The organism is Rhodohalobacter sulfatireducens (genome assembly GCF_022012475.1).
Taxonomy (GTDB): Bacteria; Bacteroidota; Rhodothermia; order Balneolales; family Balneolaceae; genus Rhodohalobacter; species Rhodohalobacter sulfatireducens.
In genome coordinates this window covers 446104-471067 of the sequence record NZ_JAKLWS010000001.1, presented here as the reverse complement: position 1 = coordinate 471067, position 24964 = coordinate 446104, and the positions used below count along the sequence as shown (strand labels likewise).

General features: G+C 44.4%; 21 protein-coding genes. 2 read left to right on the top strand and 19 right to left on the bottom strand.

Annotation, left to right across the window (positions count from 1 at the left end):
• The first annotated feature begins 12 nt into the window (after positions 1–12).
• Entirely contained in the window at positions 13–2541 is a 2529-nt protein-coding gene (locus L6773_RS02025; protein ID WP_237852169.1) for an efflux RND transporter permease subunit, read from the top strand.
• 431 nt (positions 2542–2972) lie between these two features.
• Entirely contained in the window at positions 2973–3497 is a 525-nt protein-coding gene (locus L6773_RS02020; protein WP_237852168.1) for a YciE/YciF ferroxidase family protein, read from the top strand.
• Positions 3498–3788: 291 nt separating this feature from the next.
• Here the strand turns inward: L6773_RS02020 and L6773_RS02015 are convergent, their stop codons facing one another.
• The 19 genes from L6773_RS02015 to L6773_RS01925 all read right to left on the bottom strand — a co-directional run bounded on the left by L6773_RS02015 (position 3789) and on the right by L6773_RS01925 (position 24848).
• Positions 3789–4688: a F0F1 ATP synthase subunit gamma gene (locus tag L6773_RS02015; RefSeq protein WP_237852167.1), complete on the bottom strand. Its 900-nt coding sequence runs from the start codon at positions 4686–4688 to the stop codon at positions 3789–3791.
• On the bottom strand, positions 4676–6208 hold the full coding sequence (locus L6773_RS02010; RefSeq protein WP_237852219.1) for an alternate F1F0 ATPase, F1 subunit alpha: 1533 nt from the start codon (positions 6206–6208) through the stop codon (positions 4676–4678). The genes L6773_RS02015 and L6773_RS02010 overlap by 13 nt, the downstream gene beginning before the upstream one ends.
• 7 nt (positions 6209–6215) lie before the next feature.
• Entirely contained in the window at positions 6216–6986 is a 771-nt protein-coding gene (locus L6773_RS02005) for a F0F1 ATP synthase subunit B family protein (protein ID WP_237852166.1), read from the bottom strand.
• A gap of 1 nt (position 6987) precedes the next feature.
• On the bottom strand, positions 6988–7257 hold the full coding sequence (locus L6773_RS02000; protein WP_237852165.1) for a F0F1 ATP synthase subunit C: 270 nt from the start codon (positions 7255–7257) through the stop codon (positions 6988–6990).
• Positions 7258–7260: 3 nt separating this feature from the next.
• Complete coding sequence (locus L6773_RS01995) at positions 7261–7974, bottom strand: F0F1 ATP synthase subunit A (RefSeq protein WP_237852164.1); 714 nt, start codon at positions 7972–7974, stop codon at positions 7261–7263.
• A complete protein-coding gene (locus L6773_RS01990) occupies positions 7964–8278 on the bottom strand; it encodes an ATP synthase subunit I (protein ID WP_237852163.1) in 315 nt (104 codons plus the stop codon). Before L6773_RS01990 ends, L6773_RS01995 begins: the two co-directional genes overlap by 11 nt.
• Positions 8262–9485, bottom strand: coding sequence for a cation:proton antiporter (locus tag L6773_RS01985; RefSeq protein WP_237852162.1), 1224 nt, complete (start codon positions 9483–9485; stop codon positions 8262–8264). Before L6773_RS01985 ends, L6773_RS01990 begins: the two co-directional genes overlap by 17 nt.
• A 4-nt stretch (positions 9486–9489) precedes the next feature.
• The gene (locus L6773_RS01980) at positions 9490–9792 is read right to left on the bottom strand and encodes an AtpZ/AtpI family protein (protein ID WP_237852161.1); all 303 of its coding nucleotides are present in this window, start codon (positions 9790–9792) and stop codon (positions 9490–9492) included.
• Positions 9793–9807: 15 nt separating this feature from the next.
• The gene (locus L6773_RS01975; protein WP_237852160.1) at positions 9808–10203 is read right to left on the bottom strand and encodes a F0F1 ATP synthase subunit epsilon; all 396 of its coding nucleotides are present in this window, start codon (positions 10201–10203) and stop codon (positions 9808–9810) included.
• Positions 10200–11576: a F0F1 ATP synthase subunit beta gene (gene atpD, locus L6773_RS01970; RefSeq protein ID WP_237852218.1), complete on the bottom strand. Its 1377-nt coding sequence runs from the start codon at positions 11574–11576 to the stop codon at positions 10200–10202. The genes L6773_RS01975 and atpD overlap by 4 nt, the downstream gene beginning before the upstream one ends.
• A 240-nt stretch (positions 11577–11816) precedes the next feature.
• A complete protein-coding gene (locus L6773_RS01965) occupies positions 11817–14585 on the bottom strand; it encodes a cation-translocating P-type ATPase (RefSeq protein WP_237852159.1) in 2769 nt (922 codons plus the stop codon).
• A complete protein-coding gene (groL, locus tag L6773_RS01960) occupies positions 14563–16197 on the bottom strand; it encodes a chaperonin GroEL (protein ID WP_237852158.1) in 1635 nt (544 codons plus the stop codon). Before groL ends, L6773_RS01965 begins: the two co-directional genes overlap by 23 nt.
• Positions 16198–16244: 47 nt before the next feature.
• Entirely contained in the window at positions 16245–17117 is an 873-nt protein-coding gene (locus L6773_RS01955; RefSeq protein WP_237852157.1) for a hypothetical protein, read from the bottom strand.
• 67 nt (positions 17118–17184) lie between these two features.
• Positions 17185–17646 carry a hypothetical protein gene (locus L6773_RS01950; RefSeq protein WP_237852156.1) on the bottom strand — a complete coding sequence of 154 codons (462 nt, stop codon included), beginning with the start codon at positions 17644–17646 and terminating at the stop codon, positions 17185–17187.
• Between the two features lie 150 nt (positions 17647–17796).
• Positions 17797–20241: a phosphoenolpyruvate synthase gene (gene ppsA, locus L6773_RS01945; RefSeq protein ID WP_237852155.1), complete on the bottom strand. Its 2445-nt coding sequence runs from the start codon at positions 20239–20241 to the stop codon at positions 17797–17799.
• 80 nt (positions 20242–20321) lie between these two features.
• Positions 20322–21077 carry an SDR family NAD(P)-dependent oxidoreductase gene (locus L6773_RS01940; RefSeq protein WP_439653416.1) on the bottom strand — a complete coding sequence of 252 codons (756 nt, stop codon included), beginning with the start codon at positions 21075–21077 and terminating at the stop codon, positions 20322–20324.
• A 69-nt stretch (positions 21078–21146) separates the two neighbouring features.
• Complete coding sequence (locus L6773_RS01935; protein ID WP_237852153.1) at positions 21147–21596, bottom strand: Hsp20/alpha crystallin family protein; 450 nt, start codon at positions 21594–21596, stop codon at positions 21147–21149.
• A gap of 1160 nt (positions 21597–22756) precedes the next feature.
• The gene (locus L6773_RS01930) at positions 22757–23416 is read right to left on the bottom strand and encodes a response regulator (protein ID WP_237852152.1); all 660 of its coding nucleotides are present in this window, start codon (positions 23414–23416) and stop codon (positions 22757–22759) included.
• Positions 23417–23462: 46 nt separating this feature from the next.
• Entirely contained in the window at positions 23463–24848 is a 1386-nt protein-coding gene (locus L6773_RS01925) for a PAS domain-containing sensor histidine kinase (protein ID WP_237852151.1), read from the bottom strand.
• Positions 24849–24964: the final 116 nt, after the last annotated feature.

Sequence of the window (24964 nt, the reverse complement as noted above, 5' to 3'; positions counted from 1 at the left end):
GAAATACAGCACATGTTCAAAAAACTATTCCAGCGGCTGAGGCCTGCGCTTTCTTTTACGAAGAAACATGCCGGTTTAGTAGTGATTGGCAGCTTTATTCTGTCTTTGATCGGGTTGGGCCTTGCCCGGCAACTCAGTATCGATTCCGATTTTTCAAAACTCATTCCAGAATCCTACCCCAGTGTACAGGCCCTTGAAAAATTGAAAGAGCAGGTCGGCACGATTAATGAAGTTGCCGTTGTGATTGAAAGTAATTCGTTTGCAACAAATAAAGAGTTTGCCGAACGCCTGATTCCTGAAGCTATGAACCTGCGAAATCGTTTGGATGGCGAACCCTATTTCAACAGGGTTGAGTACCGAAAAGAGATCTCATTCCTGGAACAGAATGCCCTCTATTTCGCAACAGATGAGGAGCTGACAACTCTCGAACAATTTCTGGATGATAAAATTGAGGAAGCCCGCCTCGAAGCAAATCCCTTCTATTTTGATTTGGATGGTGACGAAAGTGAGAACTCCGCCGATTCACTCGGCCAGGTTCTTGAAGACACATACAATGACCTGATTGGAGATGAATATCTCATTTCACCGGACTCCCTTACGATGGCTCTGAAATTTTTCCCGGCCGGTTCACAAACCGATATTCAATATATCGAAGAGTTATACAGCGACCTGGAATCTCTGACAGACAGCCTGGCTGCTGCTGCAGGCTTTCCGGAAATTAAGATCACTCTTGCCGGCCGTCTTATCAGAACCCTCATTGAGCTCAATAGTATTTACAGTGATGTGCAGAATTCATTTACTGCGGGTGTCATAATGCTTTTGTTGATGGTAACCGCCTATTTCTTTTACAAAAACTATATGGCGCGTACCGGCGGCCTGTGGTCCTATCGAGTGGTCTTTTCCGAAATCATGCGCATACCCGTTACCGCTTTGATCATGTCCGTCCCCTTGGCATTCAGCCTTTGCTGGACGTTTGGAATCACATGGTTACTGTTTGATACACTGAACATCATGACCTCAACCCTTTTCCTCTTACTCTTTGGGATGGGTATCGACTTTGGAATCCACTTCTATGCCCGTTACGTCGAAGAGAGAGGCGAGGGGCATGAAGTTCTCGATGCAATTGATACTACTTTCATGACGACCGGACAGGCCATTACCGCTGTGGGCATCACCACCTCGGCTGCCTTTTTTATTCTGATGCTGGCAGATTTTAAGGGATTCAGTGAATTTGGTTTCATCGCCGGGCTGGGTATCCTGTTTGCCATTATTGCAATGATATTTGTAATGGCTGCTTTCATTATTCTGCTTGAGCGATTTGGCATTTTAAAAACAGCGTCCAAAAGCGTTCAAAAAAAATCTCAATCCAACGAGATCAAATCGCCCAACACAACCGGGAAATTAATTCTTGCCACTACTGTTTTATTGATTTCAGGTGGCCTCACTTTCCTTTCGATATGGTATTCCGGACGGATCTCTTTTGAATACGATTTTGGAAATCTTGAACCTCATTATGAAACCTACAGCGCCCTTCAGAGAGAGGTGAGGAAAGTGTACAGCGATAAAAAAACCCGAAATGCAGCTTATGTAATTACAAGTAGCCCTGATGATGCCGTTCAGGTTCGCGCTGTTCTGTCCGAAAGAATCGATTCCGATACCCTCTCCCCAACAATCCGATCCGTTGAAACCCTCCAGGATCGTTTCCCTTTTACAAAGGCTGAACAGCAGAAAAAACTGGATCGCATTGCGGGAATTCGTGAGCAACTCAATGATCCTTTTATTCGAACTGACAGGTCGGATCAGCTTGAAATGCTGAGAGAAGCGGCTTCTACCGATACACCGGTTCAGCTCAAAGAGGTTCCAGGTTTTTTGCTGGACCCGTTCACAGCAAACGACGGCACCATTGGAAACCTGGTAATTATCTATCCCTCAGTAGGATTATCTGACGGGCGAAATTCTATGGAATTTGCAGACGACCTCTCCGAAATACGTATCCCAAACGGGCAAGTTTATACGGCTGCCTCAACCTCGATTGTAGCATCCGATATGCTCCGCCTGATGCTGGAGGAAGCGCCTGTAATGGTCGCTCTCACACTTACGTTTATTATTTTCATCAAACTGGTGATTTTTCAAAGTTTTAAATGGATGGGGCTCGCACTTCTGCCATTAGTTGTCAGTTTTTTATGGTTGTTTGGATTGATGGAGATAACAGCCTGGAAAATTAATTTCTACAATATCGTGGTACTTCCTACCATACTCGGTATTGGTGATGACAGCGGCATTCACATGATTCATCGATATATCGAAGAGGGGAAAGGCTCCATCTATAAGGTGGTTCGGTCTACCGGGGAGCATATCACCGTCAGTGCATTCACCACTATGCTTGGATTTGCAGGCCTGTTGTTTTCCTCTCATCCCGGCATGAGATCGATCGGCGAGCTGGCTGTGGCCGGCATCGGTTTGATGTTATTCAACTCTCTTATTTTACTGCCTTCTCTACTTTATGTGATAGAGCACTGGAGAACAAGGCCCGGTATATAGATATCCCCGTCAAACTTTGTTGATCTGTCCAATCAAGAAATTCTTACAACCATTTTGTATCAATACCTACATCAGGAGACTTTTCAAGAAGTTATGTTACAATTGAATGGTTCTTAGAGAGCACAATGAAAAGTTGCACTACGGTGCAGGTTATCAGGAATCAGGAAAAACCCGCTGATCCTCTTCGGACTTCTTCCAAAAAAGAATCCGGTGGTTGTGCTCCGGTTAATTATTCGTTTTTTAATTTGCTTTAACATCATAGAGGTTGAGTGAAAAAGTGGCTTTATAACCTTCTTGAATTTCTGCCTCTCAATTCTTTGAGAAAAGAGATCCTGGAGAATGTAAGCCAAATTAAGAGAGAGAAAAATGGCCTGCTAAGTTTTATATGCAGGCCTTTTTTATAAATCAGCAACACAAATTTCATAACCACCATGAAACCTATACGAAACTTACACGATCTTTTGATAGAGCAGCTTCAAGATCTATTTGATGGGAATTTGCGTCAGCTAAAGTTCCTGGAGCGAATCGGTGATAAACCGGATTCCACCGACTTACAGGCCAACATTGCAGAATATACACGTGAAACTACCCGGCAACACAACCGGCTTGAGAAAGTTTTCGTCCTGTTAAATGAAGAGAAACTTAACGGGCCTTGCAATGGAATTAAGGCGATGATACTCGAAACGAACAGACTGATCAACAGTTGCCACAATAAAGCTATTGCAGATGCCGCATTGATTACAGCCATTCAACATATCAACCATTACGAAATTGCCGGCTATGGCACGGCCGTAGCCTATGCAAAAGTTCTGGAGCTGCACGATGTGGCTGAAATTCTTCTCGATTCGTTGCGCGAATGCAAACTGGCTGACAGCGAACTGTCAAAGATTGCCATCGAGGAGATCAACCGTGATGCTAAACAACCTGAAGCAGTACTAAAGGTTAGTGAGTCCTAATTGGGTGAGATCGCTCAGGCTTGAATCTTAATATATCTGCGATGTGAATAAAATGTGTCAAATTCTTCTCGAAAGGAGCGCAGGGGGGATGATATTCCAAAAGTAGATTTACCCGGGGAGTGTCCCCCCTTCGAGAATTTATGAGAAAATATACAATCAAAGATATTTTTCATTTGCTTATTACCACGAAGTCACGATGACACATCTGTGTGCAGAAGCACTTCGGTGTGCAGGCACAAAGGTGAACGAAGATCAATAAAACGGAAGAGGTAGGTTGGTAGTTTCTTAAGCTCATTCCATGATCTCTTTTTCCCTGGACTGAATAGCCTCAAAACCCGCAATGATATCCAACAATTCCTCTGTAATGGCTGATTGTCTTTCGGTTGAATAGGATTGTTTCAGCTGTTCAAGACGTTCATCAATTTTTTGTTCGGCACGCTGCATTGCCAATAAACGGCTGCTATATTCTGCCGCTAACGATTCAGCTACTGCACGATACAATGACACAAACAGGTACTGCCGCAATAGTTTCTGAAAAAGAACACCGGAATCGATCTTAAATTGAGGGAGTTTATTGGTAGGCCATTTTTTCTCTTTGATGCGATTCATCCAGGCTGTTTTGGGAGGCAGTAAATTTTGAAAAATCGGGACAAATCCTCTTTTTTGCGTGGGTTGGTTATGGAAAACTCTTACAGTTTGAATATTCAATTCCATCTGCCAGTGTTCTATTCCCGATATCAGTTCAAGTACCAACCCAATAATTCCACTTACTGAACCCGGCATTTCAAACTTCTTGTCGATTGTAAAACCATCCTTCATCAACAGGTCGCCCAAACGTTCACCACAAGTGTAGATTTGAACTCGGGAATTCGCTCCCTCCGTCTTCTTTTGATGAATAAAATCAGCAATAACTTTATCGAATGAACCACACAGGCCCTGGCCGGAGCCTAAAATCAGCCACCCCTCTTTTTCGGTCTCTGTTGAAAACAGGGGTGCAGGGGTCTCTTCAAACACCTTTTTTAAAACAACCTGCATCCCCATTTCAATGGTGTCAAAATAATCACGCAGCGATTCAACCGCCTCCTCAAACTGATAGATCTCAACGGCAGACATAATCTTCATCGTGTGAACCACAGATCTCAGATCTTCAGCATTTTTTAGCTTTCGTTGTAGCTGCTCTAATCGTTGCATCTCTTTTCACTTTCAGTATTTAAAGCTGATTCAGCTAATTCCAGTAACTTCTCTTTATCCTCTTCTTCCAGGCTTCTGTGCCAGTCAATTTTCTTGATCAGGCCTGAGTTCTCTCTCACCTTCATCAAAATTCTCTTCTCTGCATCTTCAATGTCTGCGGGGGGAATTCCATCCAGCAACCCGTTTGTCTCTGCCAATAAAATGATAATTTGTTCTTCCGCACTTAACGGTTCAAACTGCGGCTGTTTTAAAACTTCACGAATACGTCTTCCACGATCGATGGTAGCCTGAGTCTCCTCATCAAGCCGGGAACTAAACCGGGAAAAACTTTCAAGTTCTTCAAATTGAGCGTAAGAGAGTCGCAGTTTTTTGGTAACCGAACGATAGGAAGGCAATTGAGCCGCACTACCCACTCTTGATACGGATTTACCCGCATCAACAGCCGGCAGGATATCTTTCCTGAACAGCTCCTGCGATAGATATAGCTGACCGTCAGTGATTGAAATCAGGTTGGTTGGAATGAAGGCCGAAATGTTTTGTGCCTGTGTTTCTATGATGGGCAATGCAGTGAGTGATCCGCCCCCATATTCAGGCTTCAGCCGGGTGGATCGCTCCAGGAGACGCGAGTGGATATAGAAGATATCACCCGGGTATGCTTCACGGCCCGGCGGACGACGCAGCAGTAATGCCAATTCCCGATAGGCTCGCGCATGCCAGGTCAGATCATCATAAACAATCAATACATCGTGTCCACGCTCCATAAAATATTCGCCCATGCTTGTAGCAGCGTATGGAGCAATGAATTGCAATCCTACCGGATCTTCACTGCTCGCTGAAACAACAATGGAATAGTCCATTGCATTGAATTTCCGAAGATCTGCAATCACTCTTGCAATGGAGGCTTTCTGCTTCCCTATAGCACAGTAGATACAAATTACATTTTTATCAGACTGATTGATGATGGTATCTACAGCTATTGCTGTTTTCCCGGTTTGCCGATCTCCTAAAATTAACTCCCGCTGACCCCGGCCAATCGGGAAGAGCGCATCAATAATTTTGATTCCTGTTTGCAGGGGAACCTCTACCGAAATCCTGTGCATAATGGGCGGTGCCGGCCTTTCAACCGGGTACCTCTCACTCGAAGGAAGAGGTTTTTTACCATCCAGTGAACGCCCTAACGGATCCAAAACCCGGCCCAACATCTGCTCATCCACCGGAACGCTCAACACCGAATGGGTTCGGTAGACTTCATCTCCCGCTTCAATATTTTTCTCTTCATCTAGGAGAATTACGCCCACTTCATGTTCGTCGAGGTTGTAAATAAGCCCCGGCTCGCCACCCTCAAAAATTACAAGTTCATCCATACCGGCGTTTGGAAGTCCGTCTACTCTCGCAAAACCTTCACCTACGGATTTGACTGTGCCGAACTCCCGGAGTTGAAATCCCGGACTTTTCTCACTGAGCCTGTCTAATACGTTCAGAACATTTTCGGTTATTGTATGTAGTAATGCATCTTCCATTTTGGATTCATTCACTCTTGCTTTGAAATGTCTGATCCAGGAGAGTATCCACTTCCGATCTCAATTCGTTTAGATACATCTTCATATTCCATCCCAGTTTCCACCCGTTCGATTGGAGTTCAATACCGAATCCCAGATCAGGATCCGTTGTGTAATTGTATATGGTTTGATCCGAGAACATTCCCGAAATCACTATATCAATTTTTTCTCGGTCTGCCTTTTTAAGTGGAAAGGATGAAACGATTTCGATCTCTTTTTCTGACCGAATCTTCTCGAGTTGAGTTTTACCCTCTTCATCTTTTGCTTTGATCTTTTCCAGGAATCGTTTTATGGTCTGCTGCTCCAGTTCGGTGTCTGAGAGATCAATCACAATCTTTTCGACGATGGAAAGTATTTTTTGAACAGATTGCCGTTCCAGGGCCTCCATCAAAGATCTCTTCTCTGACTTTATCGCTTTCATCCATTTCGCGTGAATGGCATCTACTTCGTTTCGGGCGGTCTGCAAAAGCTCTTTCCTGAATGATTCGGTTTCTTTTTTTGCCTCTTCAAGCCATTCCTCTTTTTGTTCCTCCAGTTGATCCATCTTTTCCCGGTATTCTTTAGACATCTCTTCGGCCTGAACCAATTTTTGGCGGGCTTCTTCCAGCCGAGACAACACCTCGTCCTCCCTGTTCTTCATCACATTTTGAAGAGGTGTATACAAAAAACGTTTCAGCAGCCAGATTAAAATCAGGAAGTTGACAATCTGTGCTGTAAATGTGAACCAATTAATCTCCATATCAAACCTGGATTACGTAATTCCAAAATGGGTTTGCAAAAATCAGGATCAGGGCAACCACAAAACAGTAGATTGCTGTCGATTCAACCATTGCAAGGCCTACAAAAAGCGTCCGAGTGATAGTTGGAATCTCATCCGGTTGCTGGGCAATGGCCAATAATGCCTGGGCCAGTGCCTTTCCTTCCCCAATTGCCGGCGCAATGGAACCCACGGCAATGGTTACTCCTGCTGTTATAATGGATACCATTCCAATAATGCTGATACTTTCCATAATTCATCTATTTTGAGGGTTAATAATTTCTGTTGAATCAGCTTCCTCACTATTGTGAATTCTGGATGCTGATGCGATATAAACCAGTGCCAAAATGGCAAATACATAGGCTTGGATGACACCGATCAGCAACCCAAATGCCTGCATCACAACGGGGAAGAATAGCGGACTCAAACCGAGCAAAATCGCCACGATCAGGCTCCCGCTCATAATATTTCCAAACAACCTGACGGCCAGTGCCAATGTACGCGAAAGCTCACCAATGATGTTGAAGGGCAGCATCAACGGTGTGGGTTTTACATAATTCTCGAAATAACTTTTTACTCCCCTCGAACCTATCCCAAAAATGGGAACAGCTACAAAAACTGATATTGCCAATGCCGCTGTTGTAGAAAGAGAAGCTGTTGGCGGATACACTCCCGGAATGACACTGATCAAATTTGATACCAGGATGAACAGAAAGAGTGTACCAATAAACGGCAAATACCGGTCCGTTTTTTCCTGCGTGGTTTCTTCAATCTGTTTTTGAATAACCACAACAAGCGATTCTATCAATGCTTGTTTCCGGGAGATTCCCGTTCCCTCCGTCAAATCTCTGCTTACAAACCACGAGATGGATACAAGAACCACCATAACCGCCCATGAATAAACGAGTGTAGCATTTAGCTTTATGAACCCCCATTCCCAGTATATTATTTGATCGATATTAATTTCCATATTCTTTCATTGTTTGAAGTGAAGAAGGCGTACCGATTTTACGGACTACAACCTGCCGCGTAATAATGAAAGCCAATAAAGCCAGCAGGGTGGGTACCCAGCCAAGCATCAAGATGAAGTAGAAACCGATAAGAGTAATCGTAACCCGGGCCAAAAAACTTAAGAGTAATACCAGGTAGTAGTATTTGTTTAAATTTGTGATTTTTTGAACCGTAACCCATAAGCCAAAGAAATAGATTACGCTTAGCAAAGCACCGCCGAATATTGCCAGTATATAGATCCACCAGTTAATGTTTTCCTCCATCTGTAACCTCCCTTTTGTTTAATATGTTTTTTAATAAAAGCGGAACGATAATGACCGACAGGGTGGAGATGACAACGGCGTACGTAAACATCTCTGCAGTTACCGCCCACTCTCCCATATCCAGCCCGCGCTTCATAATAATCAGAAAAATTTCTGCCCTCGGTATCATGCTCAACCCTATCACTGTAGAATAACTGAGGCCGAGACTTACCCAGGTTCCAAGGCCGGCACCCAAAAATTTCCCGATGAATGCAGCCGCTATCAATAAAAGAAGTGACATCTCGATTGAAAAAAGAGCCGAAAGATCCACATTCATGCCAATGTTGATGAAGAAAAAGGGCACAAACAGTGCATACAACGCTTCAAATGATGAATCCATTTTTACTTTCGACGGGTTACTGCTGAGCAATACTCCGATCAAAAAAGCACCGATCGCAAACGAAAATCCTAATAGAGTAGAGATCGCCGCAGCCATCAACCCGATGCCAACTACAACCAATATCCTGCTTTTACCACCATGCAGTTTGTTCAGAGTTTCGATCAGCTGTTCACCAATAAATCTCGAAAACAGAACGCATATCAATCCGAACAAGGTGAGCTTCAGCAAAAAAACACCCACCGTTGTTAGTATTTGAACTCCCGGTAACCCTGCGCCCTCGCCCAGCAAAACAGGCGCGATTGAAAAGAGAATACCCATTAGCAAAATGCCGGAGATATCATCCATTTCGGCAACATCCAGCAGCGTTTGGCCGGTGTCTGACTTTATGGCTCCCATCTCATCCCATACATTAGCAGAAATGCCTACACTTGTAGCGGTAAATGCAGTAGCTACAAACAGACTGGGAATTATTTCCCAACCGATAAGGTAATAGGAGGTTAAAAATCCAACCGCTCCGCTGATTAGAACATCCCCAACCCAAATAATTGACGCTTTCGGTAACAGCTTGATCAAGCGCGAAAGTTTACTTTCCAGTCCGATCTTCAGTAGCAGTGCGATAATTCCAAGATCCGCCAAAAACTCGATAATCTCGATTCCCTCTTGATTCAAAAAGGAAAATGTATTGTCAAGGTATTTTGCGATGATTCCCAATGCAAAATATCCAAGAAGTGCCGGCAGCCCGATCCGGTCGAACCCGTATTTGATGAAGATGGAGATCACAATGATCAAGCCAACAAAGAGGATATATGTGGCAATGATACTTTCCATTTATCTACCCGCTTTTACTTTCGTTCTTTACCCAATACCATGCATTCATGCATCCGATAAAAATGCCCAGGACCAACATCATCAATGTCCATGAATAGGGACTCTTATAGATGCTGTCGATCCATATACCCAATACCAGGAAAAGCAGAGTTGGGATACTGACAGACCATCCAACCAACCCGAACATCCCCAACCCATACCACAGGCCTTTATGCTTCTCATTTCGAGCCTTGATTTTTCTCGTAGACTTCTCCTGGATTTTTTCCGCAAATTCTTCCGATTTCTGTTGGTTTTCCTGTTCCGACATCACAGCTCTCTTTCGCTATTTATTGATTTCAATAAAATGGAGCAGCAGCTCCGCTTCCATACTTTTCATGGCAAACTCCGTGGCTTTATTCAACTCCTCTGATTTGTAAAACACGTCTCTTACCGTTTTGTCCAACTCAGCCAGTTTAGTGGCTGCAATTGCGTTCAGCACTGATACCATCACATCTTGACCGCATTTCACGAGTATGCCTTCATCAATCGCCATGTAGTATTCTTCTGCATCCGATTCATACACCAGGATTCCCGGTTTCAGGGCACTCACAAAGTCAATATGACGGGGTTTCAGGCAAAAAGAACCATCCAATCCCTCGGCAATCACTTTGTCAACCTCTTGATCGAGAACTATTTTTTCCGGCTTGATTATCTTCAGGTAGATTTTTTCTTTATTCATAACTCTTTAGCCTCCGGAATTTTTCCAATCATAAACAGTTTGTGCTCCGGTATGCTGTCTAACTCTCCGTCCAGGATTCGCTCACAACCGGAAATCACATCCTCGATATCCACAATTTTTCCCTCGATTCCTGTAAACTGCTCTGTGACTGAGAATGGCTGCGTAAAAAACCGCTCCAAACGCCGGGCTCTGCCTACAATTTGCTGATCTTCCACAGACAGCTCCTCCATTCCAAGCATGGAGATGATATCTTTGAGTTCTTCAAAATGAGCAAGCGTTTCTTTAACGGCCTGCGCAACTTCGTAATGGCGGTCTCCAACAATATGCCGGGCCAGCATTTTGGATCCGGATTTTAACAGATCGATTGCCGGATAAAGTCCCTGCCCGGCTCGGTCTCTCGACAGTACAATGAATGCGGAAAGGTGAGCGAACGTATGAGTAACCGCCGGGTCCGTAAAATCATCGGCGGGTACATACACCGCCTGTATGGATGTAATTGCTCCTTTTTTTGTGTTGCATATTCGTTCCTGGAGTTCGGCAAGCTCACTGCCTAACGTCGGTTGATATCCCAGCCTTGAGGTGACCTTTCCCATTAAACCGGAAACCTCTGCACCGGCCTGGACAAACCTGAAAATATTATCGATGAGAAGCAGTACGTCACGACGTTGAACATCCCGAAAATATTCCGCGATCGTCAGCGCTGTTTGACCGACTCTAAACCTGGCACCCGGAGCTTCATTCATCTGCCCAAAAACCATAACCGTATGCTCCAGCACCCCCGATTCACTAATCTCCCGGTACAACTCCTCAGCTTCCCTGCAGCGCTCACCAATGCCACAAAAGAGACTAACGCCCTCGTGTTTGGTTACCATGTTTCGAATCATCTCCATAATCAGAACCGTTTTGCCGACGCCTGCCCCACCAAAAAGCCCTGCTTTACCACCTCTTTCAAGTGGTGACAAAAGGTCGATGGCTTTAATGCCTGTGGAGAGAATATTCTGGCTGGTTTCCTGGTCCATCAACGGGGATTTTGGCTGGAAAACATTGCGCAGTTCCTCGGGTTCTATCGGGCTCTTGTCATCAATCGGCTCCCCAAAAATGTTAATGGCGCGTCCCAAGAGTCCCGTTCCGACGGGTATCTTCATTGGGGAACCCGTGTCCAGAACTTCAGTACCTCTCCTGAGTCCCTGTGTTGATGTAAGCGCCAGCACCCTGACTACATGCTCGTTAATGTGAGCCGCCACTTCTGCGATAATCCGGGGGTCGGTTTGGATAACCAACATTGTTTGCATTTCGGGAAGATCATACGGAAAATGTACATCAATAACGCTTCCGCGTACCGACTGAACCGAACCCATATTCTCACCACTCATTGAGCGAGTTCTTTCACCAGGCCCACCTTCTGCTATTTTTTGCCCGATTTGCATCCTTCCACCTATTTTTTAAAAATCCGGTAGGTACCCAATCGATTACCGGGGGATTCTTTCTCTGCCTCTCATTCTTAAAGTTCATCAAAAATAGAGAGTACTATTAATGACCCAGAACTTGTTTTTTTGTAGTGAAGTGGATGTTTTTTTTGTAGGCAAATACCTGACAAAATTATGATTATTTAATCAGGCTTCTGATTGTTTAAGGGTGGGAGTGATCCCTGCTTGATGGTGATTGTTGAAAACTAATCGAATTAACTCTCCAGCTACAATGGGAACCAGGCTAAATATCAGAACAACAGCCCAGCCATTGAATGCAGGCGGATGAATCGAGAGTACATTTGCAAGTGAAGGAATATAGACAGCTGCAAGAATTAACCCGGCAGATAGAACAATAGCTCCCCAAACAAAACGATTGTTAATAATCGTATTATCAACAATGCTTGATCGATCTCCACGCATATTAAACACATGCCAAAGCTGGGCAAAGGCCAAGGTTAAAAACGAGAGTGTTACTGCTTCAGCCACCGGGAGGTTCATTACCTTCATACCAACAAATAACGTTGCCATTACGGCCATTGAAATCAAAGCTCCGTAACCGGCAATTCCAAACCAAAGCTGGTTCGTTAGAATGGGTTCCTGCCGTTTTCTGGGCGGCTCTCTCATGATCTGTTTTTCTCCTTCGCCCAGCCCTAAAGCGAGAGCCGGAAACACATCCGTCACTAAATTCAAAAACAAGATCTGGAGGGGTAATATCGGAAGTGGAGAACCTACCACAAATGAAAGCGCAATGACCGTTACCTCGCTCACATTACAACTCATCAGATAATAAACAAATTTTCGAATATTGGTGAAGATGATGCGACCCTGTTCAATGGCTGTGACGATGGAGGAGAAGGCATCATCCGTTAATATCATGTCTGCCGCTTCGCGGGCAACCTGTGACCCACGCCGGCCCATTGCAATTCCGATATCCGCCGATTTCAGTGCGGGGGCATCATTCACTCCATCACCCGTCATTGCCACGGTGCGGTTATTTGCCTGGAACAGATCGATCAGGCTTAACTTTTGCGCCGGGCTGATTCGGGCAAAAACCGTGGTTTCCAAGAGTGATCTTTTTCCCTCGTTTGAGAGTTTCTTGATATCCATTTTTGCCAGGTCGCGGCCGTGCACCACATTTGCATTCGGATCGGATTCAATTCCGATTTCATTGGCTATGTATCGAGCTGTATGCTCCTGGTCACCGGTCACCATCACCACATTAATACCGGCCCTCTTGCAGTTTTCTATGGCTTGCTTCACATCCGATCGAGGCGGATCCAACAGCCCTACCAGTCCGGTAAACGCCAGGGTTTCGTATGGATTCCCGTCTGTTGATGACACGTCTTTTTGAGCAAACGCAATCATCCTCAACCCTTGAGCGGCTAACTGATTATTCTTTTCGATCCATTCTTCTCTTTCGGTTTCAGCCATCGGTTTTGTTGAACCGTTGGCATACACGGAGTTGCATGATCGCAAAACAGCATCCGGTGCCCCTTTTACATGTACCCGATATGTACCTTCGCCAATGGAATTCCAAGTAGCCATCATTTTTGCTTCAGCATCAAACGCCTCTTCTCTTTCTTCGGGGTATTCATTCCGAACCGATTCAACAGAGATCCCAAAATTCTCGGCTGCAGCCAATAGAGCAATTTCGAGCGGATCGCCGGAACCTTTTACATTTTCGAGATCTGTAAGTGTAGCATTGTTGCACAAAATACCGGTCTCCAGCACATCCTTTAAGATTGGGTTATCAGACAATCCCTTTTTATCCTGGTCCTGATTTCCACTTACTGAAACTTCTCCTGACGGCAGCAGGTAACTCTGTGCAGTCATCCTGTTTTCGGTAAGCGTACCCGTTTTATCCGTAAAAATGACTTGTGTTGACCCAAGTGTTTCAACCGAGGAGAGACGAGTGATTAAGGCGTTTTTCCCGGCCATCGTTTTCACCCCATTTGCTAGTGCAATGGTTGCTACAACCGGCAATCCTTCCGGAATAGTTGCAACGGCCAGTGCCACCCCGGTCTGAATCATAAAAATGATCTCCCGGCCTGTGTAGATCCCAGTGATTGTTATTACGGATGCAATGCCAAGCGTTACCCAAATTAGTTTGTTCCCAAGTTTATTGAGCCTCTCTTCAAGAGGAGTTTTCTCGTCATCGGCACCCTGTACAAGTTCGGAGATGGCTCCCAGTTCCGTTTCCATTCCCGTGCTCACCACTACTGCTTTTCCTGAACCGCGAGTAATAGCCGTTCCTTTGTAGAGCATATTGTTTCGTTCGGCCAGGACGGTTTCGGAGGAGAGCGGCTCAATTTCCTTACTCACCGGGAGACTTTCACCCGTCAGCACGGATTCATCTGCCTGGAGTCTTGAACTTTCGAGAATGCGAAGATCGGCTGTAACTACATCTCCGCCCTCAAGCAGTACGATATCGCCGGGAACAAGTGTCTCTGCATCTGCGAGACTTACCTTCCCATTACGCAGGACTCTTGTCTGTACGTGGCCCAATTTGTATAGAGCTTCCATCGACCGAACAGCACGAAGCTCCGTTATGAATCCTATCATTGCACTGATCAACACAACAACCAAAATGGCCCATCCATCGAGGTATTCCCCAAAGAGAAAAGACGAGACTGCCGCAACCACCAAAAGCAGGATGATCAGGCTTTTAAACTGGTCGGCAATGATTTCAAAAATGGACTTCTTTTTATACTCTCTTAGTTTATTTTTACCGAATTTTGAAAGCCTTTTGGTAACCTCTTGACTCGTTAATCCGCCCTGCTGATTTGAATCCAGGTTTTGTAGAGCCTCTTCAAAAGAAATACTCCAGGGTTGATGGTTAACTGAACCTGTTGTTTCATTTCCCATTTTTTGATTCTCCAACAGAACGGGATTATTCCCCAAAATCCCCTCCATAATCACTTGTGTGAGATTTACCGGCTTCTGGTTCTTCGATATCTGTCATCGTGGCTTCCGTAAGCAGCAGAACACTCGCTACGGAAACGGCATTTTCCAGTGCTACCCGTACCACTTTTGTCGGGTCGATAATTCCGTGTTCAAACAAGTTTACATATTGATTGGTGGATCCGTCGAATCCCATGTTTCCTTTTCCGGCCCTCATCTTTTCGACCACCACCCCAGGGTCCATTCCCGAGTTTTCAGCGATTTGACGTGAGGGTGCTTCAAGGGCCCTGCGTAAAGTCATTATACCGGTTCGCACATCACCATCATATTTGGCCGCTTCTTTCTCTACTGCAGAAATAGTTTTGATGAGTGCAAGACCCGCTCCCGGAACAATTCCCTCTTCCACGGCTGCTTTGGTTGCGCTGATGGCATCATCAAACGCCTCTTTTAAGCTTTTTAATTCAGTTTCCGAAGGTGCCCCAACACGTATCACGGCCACTCCGCCGGAAAGTCTTGCAAGGCGTTCCTGCAGCTTTTCTTTGTCGTAATCGGAGGCGGTTTCCTCCATCTGATGACGAATCTCATCACACCGGTTTTTAATAGCATCCGGTTCTCCACGACCGCCGATAATGGTTGTGGTATCTTTTCCTACAATCACCCGCTCGGCATTTCCCAGTACATCAAAACTAGCATCTGTCAGCTTCATCCCTTTCTCTTCTGAGACCAAATCAGCCCCTACAAGTATCGCGATATCTTTCAACATCTCTTTTCTCCGATCGCCAAAACCGGGAGCTTTTACAGCTACACAACTCAAAACGCCGCGCAATTTATTCACAACAAGGCTGGTCAGTGCTTCGCCATCCACATCTTCGGCAATGATGACAACCGATTTTTGTTGATTGGCCACCTCTTCTAAAAAGTTAAGAAGATCTTTTAGCACACTGATTTTTCGATCCACCAGCAAGATCACAGGATTATCTAAAATGGCTTCCATTTTCTGCGGATCGGTAATAAAATAGGCGGAAAGATACCCCCTATCGAACTGCATTCCCTCCACAACTTCAAGAGTGGTTTCCATTCCTTTTGCTTCCTCAACTGTTATCACACCTTCAGGCCCCACTTTTTCCACGGCATCGGCCACCAGGTTCCCGATATTTTCGATGTTATGAGCTGAAATGGAAGCTACCTGTGCCATCTCAATTTTTTCAACAATCGGCTTGGATAGTTTTTTAAGGGATTCGATGGCTGTCTTCATCCCGATCTCAATTCCCCGTTTCAATTCGATGGAACTGGCTCGTGCCGCCACATTTCTAAGGCCTTCCGAATAGAGAGAGTAAGCAAGAATGGTTGATGTAGAAGTGCCGTCGCCCACCACTTCCCCGGTTCGTTCAGCCGCCTCTTTTAAAACCTGAACACCCAAATTTTCATCGGGATCTTTGAGTGTCAGTTCTTTTGCAATGGTTACCCCGTCGTTACAGACGATAGGATGTCCCCATTTTTTTTCGATCAGTACTGATTTTGATTTTGGCCCCAACGTTACCCGAACAGAATCATATAGTTGGGTAGCTCCTCTAAGTACTTTTTCACGTGCCTGTTCTCTGAATAATAACCTTTTATGACTCATTTTTCTCTCCCGGTAAAACGATATTTACCACATGCATTATGTTGATTTTAAAACAAAATTAAATTCCAGCCGACACCTGCTGAAAAGTCGGGCGCCGATTCTGTCAGCCCAAATAGTAACAGCACGTGAAAGGACCTGGAATCGGGATAGGTATAGGCCGCTCCCAGGTTAATGGACATAGGCGGATCAATATCATTGATGATGGCTGTTGATCCACGGAAACTTCCGTTCACAATCCAGTTAGTATATGGGGATTTATGGCCTATTCCGGCACCGTAAGAAACCACATTGTTTAATTCCAGTTCATTCATGTCTCCATAGTTCCAATAAGAAACATCACCAAGAAGAAAGAAATCACGAATCCGCTGAGAAAACGAGAAGCCTGCTCCGGCATCCCATGCCCCGGTTCCAAATCCCTTAGACGGACTTGCAACCGGAAACTTAACACCGGTTGTTATCCTGATGGATGTTCTGCTCCAGGGCTGAAGCAATGAAAAAGAGGCGTTCGCCCATGGATCACCAACTCCCATCTGGTTGTAAGATGTAGTATCCGTAAGTTGAATTTTGCCGTGTTTTCCCATCCCGCTCATCATTCCTGCATTTCCGGACTGCCTGTTGCCCGCACCCCTGCCTACAGATCCATGTTGAGTGCCGCCGGTGGGAACGGCTCCCCTTGCTGTGTATGAAATCCATGGCGAGTTTTGAACAACAAGAGGAAGATTTGCACCTAGAGACAACCTGCCATTTGTATACTGAAGGCCATTTACGAGATAGAAGCTTTTTGTATTCTCCTCAAAAAAATACGATCCCGTAGTAAACTGCCCGTTGCCCGACCATGATACGGACTGAGCCTCACTTCTGCCCATCATAAAGGCAGCCAATACAGTCAAAAATATCGTCGAACGCCAGATCGTATTCATTATTTCCTCCTTGATAAATTGCCATCATTCTTCAGCTAACAGTAAGCCAGATTCAGACGTTAATTTTCTATTGAGACTGCCGTTCCCGCAGCCGGGTTGTCATACGTTCCATCAATTGAACAGCCTCCTCCATCTGACCTGACATACCGGATAGATGTTGCTGCATTCGATTCATATCCTGCTGCATATTCCTATCGCGCATCATCTCCTGGTTTTGGAGAATTTGGTTACACTCATTCAGTGTGTTTTTCATATTCCCGAGAGCCAGTCCTAGCTGATCCCCAAACTGATGCATCATCCGAAACTGATTTCTCATCTGCTCGTTTTGGGCCTGTTGCATGCTTCGGTTCATCTCCATCGTCATATTTTGGGTGCGCTCCATCATCTGATTCATTCGATTCATCATCTCCTGCATATGCTGCTGTTGTTGCATCTGCTGCTGCATTTGCTGGCCCTGTTGCTGAGCCTGCACATTTACGGCAAAAAACATCAATACGATTAACAGGAAATTAAATTTTACTTTTTTCATAATTGTTCTCCCTTTATTTCTGATTTATCTATAGTGTTTACCGGTTAAGAATCTTCAAACGTCCGCATATCCTTAAAGCTTTCGTTTAGTCGTGACCCCGTGACATTTCAAGATCACTTCTATTGCTAACCAGAAACCTGGTTTATCTGCTCATGTTATTTGATACTCCAAATCCTCTTTTGAACTTGTTTCTGCATCTTTCACTTTTTGTATCACATCGATTACACTGTCCGGCACAACCGAGATAGAATCTATTCCGCATTTCACCAGGAATGCAGCGTATTCAGGATTGTCACTGGGTGCCTGGCCGCAAAATCCAACCGGGGTATCTGCCTCATGAACTCGTTCAATCACCTCTCTTATAGCTGTTTTTACAGCTTCATCATTTTCACTGAAAAGGTGAGCCATCTCACTCGAATCCCGGTCTACTCCCAAGATTAACTGTGTTAGATCGTTTGATCCGATAGAAAATCCATCGAACAACTTTGCAAACTGATTTGCCAGAATATAGTTCGAAGGAATTTCACACATCATATAAATTTGAAGGCCTTTTTCACCCCGTTTGAGTTCGTTGTCCGCCATTACGTTTAGAACTTTCTCCGCTTCATTCAGTGTTCTGCAGAATGGTATCATCACAATCACATTGTCCAACCCAATCTCTTCTCTTACTTTCTTCAGGGCCCTGCACTCCAGTTCAAAACCCTCGCGATATCCCTCGCTGTAATATCTCGATGCACCGCGCCATCCAAGCATCGGGTTTTCTTCATGAGGTTCGAAATGCTGTCCGCCAATCAAACCGGCATATTCATTGGTTTTAAAATCACTTGTACGTACAATTACCGGTTTAGGATATTGGGAGGCTGCAATTTTTGATATACCACTTGCCAGCCGATCCACAAAGTATTGCTTCAAATCGCTGTAACCGGCCGTTAGCTTCCTGATTTTCCTGAACTCCTCCTCGTTGTCAATTCGGTCGGGGTGAACCAATGCCATCGGGTGAATTTTTATGTGATTACTGATGATGAACTCCATACGCGCAAGCCCGATCCCTTTCACAGGCAGTTTCCACCACTTAAATGCAGATTCGGGTGTGGCCAGGTTTAGCATCACGTTGGTTTTTGGATCCGGCAGATCAGAAAGGTCAGTTTCATAAATATCGAATTCGAGTTGACCTTCATATACATAGCCGGCATCCCCTTCTGCACTTGACAGAGTGATCTCTTGTCCGTCTTTAAGGGTTTTTGTCGCATTCCCCGTTCCCACAACAGCGGGAATACTCAGCTCACGGCTTACAATAGCTGCATGGCAGGTGCGTCCTCCAAAATCCGTTACAATACCCGAAGCACGCTTCATAGCCGGAACCCAATCCGGTTCGGTCATTTCGGTTACCAAAATCGTATTTTCATCGATACCTTTTAAATCTGTGGCATCGCGTATAACTTTCGCCTTTCCGGTTGAAATACTACTGCCAATGCTCACCCCTTTAACAAGAATATTATGTTTACCCGGCTTCAGTTTATAAGATTTAAAAAGCCCATTTTCTAATGTTGAATGAACCGTCTCAGGTCGGGCCTGTAAAATGTAGAGTTTTTGGGTTTCATCCTCTTTCACCCATTCAATATCCATCGCTTTTTGGTAATGGTTTTCAATGGTAAGTCCCCAACGCGCAAGTGTTAGAATTTCATCGTCACTAAGTACAAACTTATCCCTCTCAGTAATATCTGTGGGTACTACAGCTGTATTTTTACCTTTCTCACTCGCATAGATCATTTTTACCTCTTTTGAGCCCAGAGATTTCTCAATGATCGGTTTGTAGTCCAAATTGTTCAAATGTGGTTTAAATACGTAAAACTGATCAGGGTTTACCGTTCCTTTCACAACTGTTTCACCAAGCCCCCAGGATCCTGTAATCACAATCGCTTTCGGAAAGCCGGTTTCTGTATCTACAGTGAACATGACCCCCGAACAGCTTTCATCAGGCCGAACCATTTTTTGCACTCCTATCGACAGGGCTACTTTCATATGGTCAAATCCCATCTTCTCGCGATAGGTAATTGCTCGATCGGTAAATAGCGATGCAAAACAATTTTTACAGGCATTCATCAGGTCGTCGGGCCCGTTTACATTCAGGTATGTTTCCTGCTGTCCTGCAAAACTTGCATGGGGCAGATCTTCGGCCGTGGCACTACTTCGTACTGCCACGTTAACAGAAAAATCTTCCGACAGTTTTGGAGTGCCGTTCTGATATTTTTTACTTAAAATTTTATATGCTTCCTGAATCCCTTCAGCCAACGGAGTGGGAAAGGTACTCTTAAGAAACATCTGCCGTAATGTACGGCCCGCTTCTTTGAGTTCTACTTCCCCGTTTTGATATGCTGTAATTACATTTTCAATTGCTGGCTCAAGTTTATTAGAGTGGATAAATTCCCAGTAGGCATCGGCCGTTGTGGCAAATCCGTCAGGTACGGAAATTCCTTCTTTTGTAAGGTGCCTCGTCATCTCACCGAGTGAAGCATTCTTTCCGCCAACAATCGGGACATCATCCATTCCAATTTCAGAAAACCATATGATGTAGGGTTTCGATATCTGATTCATATTTTTCTCCATTAAATTCCTATGCCATACCAGTTGTTCATATCCATCTGTCTGTAAAAGTCATGGCATCTATATATTTTTTATTGAACTGTGTATCCGCCATCTACCAGTAATGTATGGCCGGTAACAAAGGTGGACTCATTTGAGGCAAGCCACAAAACGGCATCTGCAACCTCTTCGGGCCTGCCCAGACGCCCCATCGGGTGAAGATTAACAACACTTGCTTTCATCTCTTCGTCGGTAGTAATCCCGGCTTTTTCAAGCATGGGCGTTTCTATAAATGCGGGAGCAATTGCGTTTATACGAATTCCTTTTGTTGCGTATTCCAGCGCCGCCGTTTTTGTAAGACCTATTAAACCGTGTTTTGCAGCCGTGTAGGCGGGTGCATTGGCAAATCCCACAGTTCCCAGGATTGATGCAATATTGATAATTGACCCCTCGCCATTTTCCAGCATGGCTTGAATTTCGTACTTCATGCAGAGCCACTGGCCCCGCAGGTTTATATTGATCACCCGATCCCACTCCTCTATTGAATAATCAGCCGTAGTTGCCAGTTCACCGCCTACACCGGCATTGTTGCAAGCGATATCTAATTGTCCATACTCTTGAATGGTTTCCTCGATCAGTTTCTTTACATCCTTTTCATTGGAAACATCGGCCACAACCGGTATGGCACGTCCTCCCTGTTTTTTGATCGTTTCGGTGGTTTTGATTAGTTGCCCTTTATCAACATCACAGAGCACCAGGAAAGCATTTTTGTTTGAAAACAAGATGGCTACCTCTCTGCCAATTCCGGATGCCGCGCCTGTAATAACCGCCACTTTATTGTGTAACATCATCTTCTACCCCCGGCAAACGGTTAAAATGAAAAGTACCGGAACGTATCATGTCCCGGTACTCTGAGTTCAGCTAATTTTAATAGCTTTAGGTTCTACCACTTCAGCTTTTGGAATTGAAATTTTTAGCACGCCATTTTTAAAGCTTGCATTGATTTCATTTTCTTTTACGGCTTCGGGAAGTGTAAATGACCGATAGAAGCTGCCTTCATATCTCTCTTTACGGATGAAGTCTTTTTCCTCTTCGGTTTCCTCCTCTTTTCGGTCTCCTGTTACGGTAATTCGTCCATCCTGGAAGTTCACTTTGATATCTTTTTTCTCCATTCCGGGAATATCCATTCTAAGCAGATATTCTTTATTATCTTCAGAGATATCGGCACTTGGAGCCCACGATTCCATCATTTTACCACCGTTATCTCGCGTCCATGAAAATGGTACCAGGTCATCAAAGAACTGATCCATCTCCCTTCTCAACACATCTATAGTGCTTGCTTTGGGTCTGTTTTTTGCGAGTTTCATTTTCAATAACCTCAATTGATTTTGATTTATAAGAATTGAACACCCGGTTATCCTGCCGGGCCTTCCATATAAAAGAAAAGCAGATTTAGCCTGAATTCTTGCAGTCTGAGTCTGAAGCAGATTGTAATGGAAGGCTTACTATTTGTTTAAGGGTTTTCCTTACAGAGGTGTTTGGGGATTAAAAATCTACCCTTTCAGGGTCGAAAGAATAAATAGAAGAACCTGCCAGAGTGCGCTATCTCCTGGCAGAATTCGGATCCTATCTAATCTACTTAATGTCGCAAGCGTCCTTGTTTGCCAAAGCTTTAGCGTAGTGAACTCGTGTGTGCCCACGATTCCATGTGCTTTGGTTACTTGCCCAAAAAAATTTACATGCCCAACCCTGCGACATCGATATGTTCCTGGAATAATTATTGCCTTGGGTTTTTAAATGAATACGCTTTTCACCCCGGGGTTGCACCCCTGGCTGTATTCTGTGACCCTTTCAGGGTCGAAAGAATAAATAGAAGGACCTGCCAGGGTGCGTCAGCTCCTGGCAGAGTTCGAACCCTATCTGATCACAGCTCAAAACCTTCGAGTGCCCTTTTGCAATTTCTAATGCAAGCACGAGCGAGTCAACTACGCTAAAGCTTCGTTGACCAAGGGCGCTCGCGCTATCTCCTTCTTGATTTTTGCCGATCCCTAATAATCGTTGAGATTATTTAGTCAATAATAAATCTTCATTTCTCAATGGAATTCTTCAGACCCCGAATGGGGTCATCTATTAAAGCCCAGGGTTAACCCTGCGTAGCTGGGTGCAACCCTGGGTTCAGAGGTCAATACCTACGTAAACCCGAGGCAATACTAGTATCCAAGCCCAAATTGTTGTCGAAGGGTTGGGCAACAAGCCTTTATAGGTTAATAACACTAGCTCCGTTTAAGGATATAGCCGTTGATTCATCCATAGGCGGAGCTATTGGTGATAGAATTGTATTGTCACCCCGGATTGCGCCCGGCATCGCTTTGAGCCTCACCATACTCGCCAGACGGGCTTACCCCGGGCTGTATTCTGTGACCCTTTCAGGGTCGAAAAAATGAATAGGAGAACCTGTCAGAGTTCCCTTTCCTAATCTCTAAGACGAGCACGAGCCAGGACCCTCACTCTATACCTTAAACAAAATCTAATACTCATTTTCAACCCATTTCACGGCATGGTACATCATCTCGGTTGAGTTCTTGAAGTTCAATTTTTCTTTAATCCTGGACCGATAGGTTTCTATGGTTTTGGAGGCAAGATGGAGCTGCTCAGCAATTTCGTTACTGCTTTTCCCACGCCCAATCAATTCAAAAACTTCCAGTTCGCGGTCACTCAGCACATCCACGGGTGATGAAACAGCTTCTTTTTTCCCCTGCATAGCACTCATCAAGAGTTTTTCGTTGATCTCTTCACTTACATAAATGCCACCCCGGAGTACTTTTTTAATTGCACTCATCATCGTTTCACTGTTTTCAAATTTCATCACGTACCCTTTTGCCCCGGCCCTGAGAGCCCGCTCCGCATACAGTGATTCTTCATGCCTGGAGACCATTAATATTTTTTGATCCGGCTTCTGAAAGATCACATTCTTCACCAGTTCTATACCGTTCATACCGGGAAGGGATACATCCACAATCATCAAATCGATATCCTCATCATCCAGTTTTTCGAGAACTTCTTCGGCCGTTTCTAATTGGTATGCTACTTCGTACCCCAACTCCGATTCAATGGTACTCGCCAGCCCTCTTCTCATCATCGGGTGATCGTCAACAATCAGAATTCGTTTTTTAAAAGTTTGTTCCATAACAGCCTCCTTCTAATCATGACTTCGATTCGCTTGTTTATTTATGTTAGTCGAGATCGATTGGAATAACAACTCTCACAACTGTTTTATCATCATCCGTTCTGCAAATATTTACCGTTCCCCCCAAAAGATCGGCCCTGTATTTCATGATTTGAATACCTGATCCTCCGTCAGGCACCTTTCCTGATTCAAAACCGATGCCATCATCTTCAATGATAACGGACAAATACGTTTCATTCTTAGTCAATCGAATACAAATGTTTTCAGGATCTGCATGCCGTACGGCGTTGGTTACGGCTTCCTGAACGATTCGGTAGATGTGTAATGCCAATGTATGATTATCGAACTCAAATTCGCCCTCTTCTGTGTAAATACAATTAATACCAAATGTTTTTGGTATTCGAGCAGCCAGGTTTTCTAATGCATTACTCAACCCCTTTTCAACAAGATGCACCTCCACTAAACCACGGGAAATAGCTCGTGCTTGTTCATCTGCTTCTCTAATCATATTTGAGATCTCCTTTACTTCCCCGGCACCGGGAATTTCGTTGGCTTTTAATTTGCGTGCCAGGCTTTCTGCCACCATCCGGGTTCCCGTGAGCATCTGTCCCAATCCATCATGCAGTTCCCTGCCAATACGCCGCCGCTCTTGATTGGCTATGTCAACCATCTGTTTTTCCAACTCTCTTTTTTGTGTCAGATCTCTGATAATTCCCACGAACATTTGTTCACTATTCCAGGGCACATTGCTGACCGACATACTGATATAAAATACCGATCCATCTTTACGTATCCCCTGAGTATCAATATCTTCGCCTGTATTCTTCATCTCTAATTTGCTGTAGTATCGCTTAATAAAAACATGCAAGCTTTTTGGGTTGAAGGATGGAATGATCGTACGGAGATTTTTACCAATAATTTCCTTTTTATCGTAACCAAACATTCGAACTGCTGCTCGATTAAAATCTAAAATGTTTCCCGACTCATCGGCTGTGAATATCGCTTCAGTACTTGTTTCAAAAATTGTTTTCTCGAGTGCAGTAGATTTTTCGAGGTCCTTTTTTGCTGTTTCAAGAGGTTCGATATTATTGATTGTAATTACGCAATACTTCTTATGATTAGTCTCGTCTATCAACGTGCTTGATTGAGCATCTAACCAAATTTGTGAGCCATTTTTACATTTTGCACGCCATCTTCCCTTGAACTTTTCTTCGCGTCTGCATTTATCTAATAGTTTATAGAATGTTGCGGATTCAGCTTTCTCTTGCAGCAACTTTATAGATTTGCCGATGATCTCTTCAGAAGTATAGCCAAATAACTCTTCACAGGCTGAATTACAGTACAAAATAGTCCCATCGAGATCAATCACAATAATTCCATGCTGAATGTGATTCAGTAGATCGATCTTATTTAATAGTGACGATCCTTGCATGGTCTCTCTGTTTTATTTGAACACAAAAGACAAAGTATTTTAGACGAGAAGTTTCTAATAAACACTTTCCCTATATAAATGTAGTCATATCCAGGGTAATTTAATGTGGGTAAAAA